We start from the raw sequence: 4,796 nt of genomic DNA on the forward strand, positions 1-4,796 counted from the left end.
ATCCTCCTCTTTTAAACATTATATTCCGAACCTCGTATCAAGTTGATTGGATTCTGTTTTACCATTAAAATACAAAATGTACTGATTATCATTTTGCTCTTCACCGCTAATTACTGCTTCAACTTGAGTAGCTTTCCATGTAACCTAACACAAATCAGAACTGGCATTTGCCCCATCAGCTGCTATATCAAAAGAATACTTTGCAATCGTTCCTGCTTTATCTTGAAGAACTAATCTGGCATGTGTATGTCCAAATGGCCAATCCGGATCTCCTACCTGTTGGAATAATAATTCATATTTTCCATCCGGTGATGTATATGAAGCTACATCATGTATTTTGTACTTTGTTGTATATATAAAACTTCCAGCTAAAATCATAATTAGAATATTGAAGAATGCCACCATCCCCAGAATAACTCTAACCGCTGGTTTCTTTATGGCTTTACAGCATAACATAGAAATAAATGTTGCTATGAATGCTATAACAAAAATCATTTTATTCGCCTCTATCTTTGTCTTTTTCACTCTAAGAAATTCTCTCTGTAAGTAGCCTTGGCCTCAGCGCTGGTCAGATCCAACTCGTCCATATCCACTTTAACCTAGATATGATGCTTGGCTTCAGAAAGTTTGGACAAAAGACATACCGTCTCAAGCATTGTTTCATTTTCCAAGGACAGTTCTCTAATGTCCTTCCCATTTATAGGCACCGGAAAATTGAAAACAATGTTCTTTATCCAACAGCCGTTTGTAGGCTTATCCTGATAAATATCTATTCTATCTATGAACGCTCTCATAAATTCCTTCTGCTCCGCTTCGTTAAAATCATTATAAAACTTATCAAAAGCCAACAGAAGCTGATATATGCTTGTACTGGATAGATTTTCCTGCATGATGCTCTGAATCTGCTCCTGTACCTTATCGATCTGCCCTTCAAGCTCTTCTATTATATCATATTGATCATCATAACGGCTCTGCAAATCTGCAATTTTCCTATCATAGTGAATATCATCAATATCAAGATTATCCATCTGATTCGCCAGACGACTCTTTGTACCCATAGCCTGCTTAAGTTGACCACAAAGTGCTTCACGCTGTTTTTCAAGTGCTTCTGTATCTACTGCTGTACCTATTTTTACTTTGATAGCTTCTTTGAACCTCTTATCATTTACCATCGCTGAAATTATGGATGCAACAAGATTATTCATCTCCTTCTGCTCTATATTAAGTCTGAATGTACACTTGTGCCCGGTCTTCCCCAATGTATTCTTACAGTAGTAGTAATACCTGGTCTTCTTGTCCTTGCTGTGAGCTTTTGCAATATTTCCATATAAACTCTTCCCGCAGCATGGACATTTCAGAATTCCAGATAAAATATGTGCGTGATCAGGATTATCCAGAACATTCTTTACAAAAGAAGATGAGAATCCTGCTATCGTATTATTCAGTCTGAGTTTCTTAGTGTAACCATGATTATTAAGGTAAGAAGCCACTCCGTTAATTCCAAAATCTGTATGAATGTAACGATCATAAATTAATTTGATGATATCCACTTCATCATCGGCTATGACAAGTTCTCCATTCTCAAGCTTATATCCATATGGAGCAAAGCCGCCATTCCATCTACCTTCACGGGCTTTTTGCTCACGCCCTGTCCTATATATTTTTACCAGAAAAGCCCTCATCAGAATACTCATGAGCAATTTCCATTTCCTGATACTCTGCATATCTGCGAAGTTTTTCCTTCTGAGCATCAAGGCTATAACCATCGACTTGTATAGCTGTTGAAACACGAGTGTATATGTAACATTTAGTCTTCTTTGTCAATATTTTCACCTCCCGGAAGCCTCCTAAGCCCTTCATTATTCACATATTCCAATGTCTTCATCTGCCTTACTACCAGTTGGCGGAGTAATACCAATCGCTCAGACTGTGCTTTTCCCTGTTCTATGAGAATAGCATTGTAACTTTCCATATTAGCTAGAACAAGAAGCTGATTAAGGCTTGCATAATCTCGCATATTTCCTTTTTTACCTTTATTCCCATCTCTCCATTGCTTAGCAGTTTTGCCAAAAAGTGCAACATTTAGTAGATCTGCCTCACTTGCATACTTAAAAGAAATCTGCTCAGGCGTAAGGTCCGGCAAAATAAGATTTTCCTTTACTGCATCTGTATGTATATGGTAGTTAATTTTAGAGATTTCTCGATTGAGATTCCAGTTAAGTGAGAGCCTACTGTTCTCATCTTTCTTGATTCTCTGATAATCTTTCATAACATATAATTTGAATTCTGCTGAAATCCAAGATGCAAATTCCAATGCTATATCAGAATGCGCATATGTGCCACCATATCTTCCTGCTTTAGAAACTATTCCTATCGCATCTACTCCTTCAATCCATTTAGTTGGTGACATAGTAAAAGCATGGAGTCCCGCTTCACTCTTAAACAGGTCGAATTCGACCTGTTTAAAGTTCGGATTATGTAGTTTTTCCCATACACCTAAAAATTCTAAAGTTTCCCTGCTCCTCATCCAGTTTTTTATAACATCATGGGGCATATCACTTTTGTATCTTGCTATGTCTGTCAATGACAAAAATTCATTTTCATAATCAGTTGTATATATGCTGATATCTACACCCTTTGCATGTATTGTATCTTTAATAATCTTCTCTTTCATCAGCTGAATCCTCCATTTCTAAACAGGTCGAATTCGACCTGTTTAAATTATTCCTTATTATCCTCATCTTTTTTAAACAGTTTCTCCATTCTTATGTAATATTCCAAAAGCCTTACAACATAGTCCGGAGCATGGCGCATATCCCGTTCCCACTCCGTAACTGTTCTATAAGGAATATCAAAATAATCGCAAAACTCCCTTCTATTCATACCAGTGCTTTCTCGAAGTTCTTTTATTTTCTTTGCTTTATTATCCATAAATCTCACCCTCTAAATAAATTACACGTTGTGTAATATTGTAACATATCCAGTATGATTACACAATGTGTAATATCATATTGTTGGTTTTCCCTGGCCTTGCTTCTGTCTTTCTATCAAGCCAGCTTTTGATTCTAGTTCTTTTAGCATCTTTGTAGCTTTTTGATTAGCGCAATGCATATCTTCCATTATTTTTTCTAACGTGTAATAAATGAATACCCTGCCATCTTCATCCAGCCATTCATTTTTTGCCGAAAGAGCTGCCCTATCCAACATCAATGAATAAAGTACTTTTGCTTCCATCGATATTCCTGCAAATTTATCATCCGTAATTAGAGTTTTAGGAATCTGATAAAATGCAAACTGTTCTGTTTCTCTCCCGTAAAAATAATCAAAATCCATTGGCGTTCCTCCTTTCTTTCAGATTTGCGATAACACTCACAGGTGCACCGCTTGTTGCAAAACAAAAAGACGCCTAACTTACAGGAAATGCTGTAAGCTAAGCGCCTTCCGACGATTCTTTATTCGTTTTATAGAACTCTTTTGGGTTTTGTAGCTACCGTTACGAGGTAGTACCTGTTTTTGTAGCTACCGTCACCAGGTCGACAGCTACAATTACCCTAATATACTTTTTTAAGTGCCTTCCACGCTCAGAATAATCTGTCTTATCAAACGTGCAATGCTCGAAAAAGTGTGTAAATTCAAGGATTTCTACTACTTCACCTTTTGCAGTCCCACTACAGTCTCCACATGCATCGGGTGATGTATTTGACTGCAAAATGTTGGAGTCGTCTGGTATAAGTGACTGCAAACCAGAATGCCTTAAAGAACTATTAGAAGATGTATCATCACTCTGGCATACCTCTTTGTTATGACTGCCAGAACCATTTTTCTTCTTGGCTGCATTAAGTCTTTCAGGTTTAAAGTGATTAGCATCTTTTCGATCCTTGAATCCGGTCCGATAAGCAAAAGTCATCGGGAAATCTTTTAATATTTCTTTTCATTGCTTTATTGATATTCTTGGTCTCAACCTGATACAGAATTGCCAAATCGCTATCTATCATAACTTGTCTTCCTCATATATCATAAATCAATTGAGAAATATCAATGTTCTAACCGGTTCTTTCAATTGTCTTATTCTCTTCATTTGTTACAACTTCATCCATACGACACCTCATCTATTTAAAACACTTTATTTGGGGTTCCAAATTGGAACCTCAAATGATATTTAATTTACACATCTTGTTTATATGTCACTATAGAGAGGAGCAAAGAATATGATTGAAGAGAATATAATACAGAACAATGAAGAAAAGCTGATGCAAAAATGTCTCGGCTTTTCTCGTAAGATTGGTAATACAACCTATTAGGTATCCGGCTATTATTCTGACACAGCGACAGAAACTATAGAAAGCAAGATGAAAAAGATTATCAAAGAGGATATAAAACCAAATAATCTCAAACAGAGGATTAACAATTGCATAACTGCAATTTATAATAATGTTATAAGTTTGCAAACATCACATATTCAGAAAGGAACGGTGTGATATGGGAGATTTTTTTCAGGGAAAAGACGAACGTATTGTAGATGGCACTCGATATACAAGATATCTCGATTTGAACAATTGGTATGGCATTGTGGTTCCTAAGGATGAAAACGCATATAATGAGATGTGTGACTATAAAGTATGGGATGACAATAAAGGTGATATAAGAGATATTTACTGGTTTATGAAATTTCACGAAGACAAGTTTTATCTTATGGAGAAATACTTATTTAATTTCATAGACGCAGAATGTAATCTGTTGATCAATATGTATGAAGAGGAGTGGATAGAAGGAGATAATTTGAAAAAAACTCTTGA

At 36.1% G+C, this 4,796-nt stretch carries 6 protein-coding genes and 3 pseudogenes; 2 read left to right on the plus strand and 7 right to left on the minus strand.

What is annotated here, in order from left to right; translation table 11 throughout:
• Positions 1-144: 144 nt before the first annotated feature.
• The 7 genes and pseudogenes from BMY79_RS11545 to BMY79_RS12610 all read right to left on the minus strand — a co-directional run.
• The gene (locus BMY79_RS11545; RefSeq protein WP_143065862.1) at positions 145-525 is read right to left on the minus strand and encodes a hypothetical protein; all 381 of its coding nucleotides are present in this window, start codon (positions 523-525) and stop codon (positions 145-147) included.
• A gap of 74 nt (positions 526-599) precedes the next feature.
• Positions 600-1,860, minus strand: a pseudogene (locus BMY79_RS11550) (recombinase zinc beta ribbon domain-containing protein).
• Positions 1,808-2,674, minus strand: a complete 867-nt coding sequence (locus BMY79_RS11555) for a KilA-N domain-containing protein (protein WP_074731018.1) — start codon at positions 2,672-2,674, stop codon at positions 1,808-1,810. Before BMY79_RS11555 ends, BMY79_RS11550 begins: the two are co-directional and overlap by 53 nt.
• Positions 2,675-2,721: 47 nt before the next feature.
• A complete protein-coding gene (locus BMY79_RS11560; protein WP_027422630.1) occupies positions 2,722-2,931 on the minus strand; it encodes a helix-turn-helix domain-containing protein in 210 nt (69 codons plus the stop codon).
• Positions 2,932-3,006: 75 nt separating this feature from the next.
• Complete coding sequence (locus tag BMY79_RS11565; protein ID WP_074731019.1) at positions 3,007-3,333, minus strand: replication initiator protein A; 327 nt, start codon at positions 3,331-3,333, stop codon at positions 3,007-3,009.
• Between the two features lie 160 nt (positions 3,334-3,493).
• A complete protein-coding gene (locus BMY79_RS12060; RefSeq protein ID WP_034226612.1) occupies positions 3,494-3,907 on the minus strand; it encodes a hypothetical protein in 414 nt (137 codons plus the stop codon).
• Positions 3,900-4,040, minus strand: a pseudogene (locus BMY79_RS12610) (ORF6N domain-containing protein); the annotation flags it as partial. The gene BMY79_RS12060 and the pseudogene BMY79_RS12610, both read right to left, overlap by 8 nt.
• 270 nt (positions 4,041-4,310) lie before the next feature.
• Here BMY79_RS12610 and BMY79_RS12665 point away from each other — a divergent pair.
• Together BMY79_RS12665 and BMY79_RS11585 are read left to right on the plus strand one after the other, a co-directional pair.
• A pseudogene (locus tag BMY79_RS12665) lies at positions 4,311-4,478 on the plus strand (hypothetical protein); the annotation flags it as partial.
• Between the two features lies 1 nt (position 4,479).
• Positions 4,480-4,796, plus strand: a 317-nt coding sequence (locus BMY79_RS11585; protein ID WP_143065863.1) for a hypothetical protein, incomplete at its 3' end; no start/stop codon positions are given.

It is taken from the genome of Lachnobacterium bovis (genome assembly GCF_900111325.1).
Taxonomy (GTDB): domain Bacteria; phylum Bacillota; class Clostridia; order Lachnospirales; family Lachnospiraceae; genus Roseburia; species Roseburia bovis_A.

What these genes read in the sequence shown, in the direction of transcription:
- BMY79_RS11565 (WP_074731019.1), bottom strand. Translation starts at nt 3,333, where the DNA reads ATGGATTTTGATTATTTTTACGGGAGAGAAACAGAACAGTTTGCATTT.
- BMY79_RS11555 (WP_074731018.1), bottom strand. Translation starts at nt 2,674, where the DNA reads ATGAAAGAGAAGATTATTAAAGATACAATACATGCAAAGGGTGTAGAT.
- BMY79_RS12060 (WP_034226612.1), bottom strand. Translation starts at nt 3,907, where the DNA reads ATGACTTTTGCTTATCGGACCGGATTCAAGGATCGAAAAGATGCTAAT.
- BMY79_RS11560 (WP_027422630.1), bottom strand. Translation starts at nt 2,931, where the DNA reads ATGGATAATAAAGCAAAGAAAATAAAAGAACTTCGAGAAAGCACTGGT.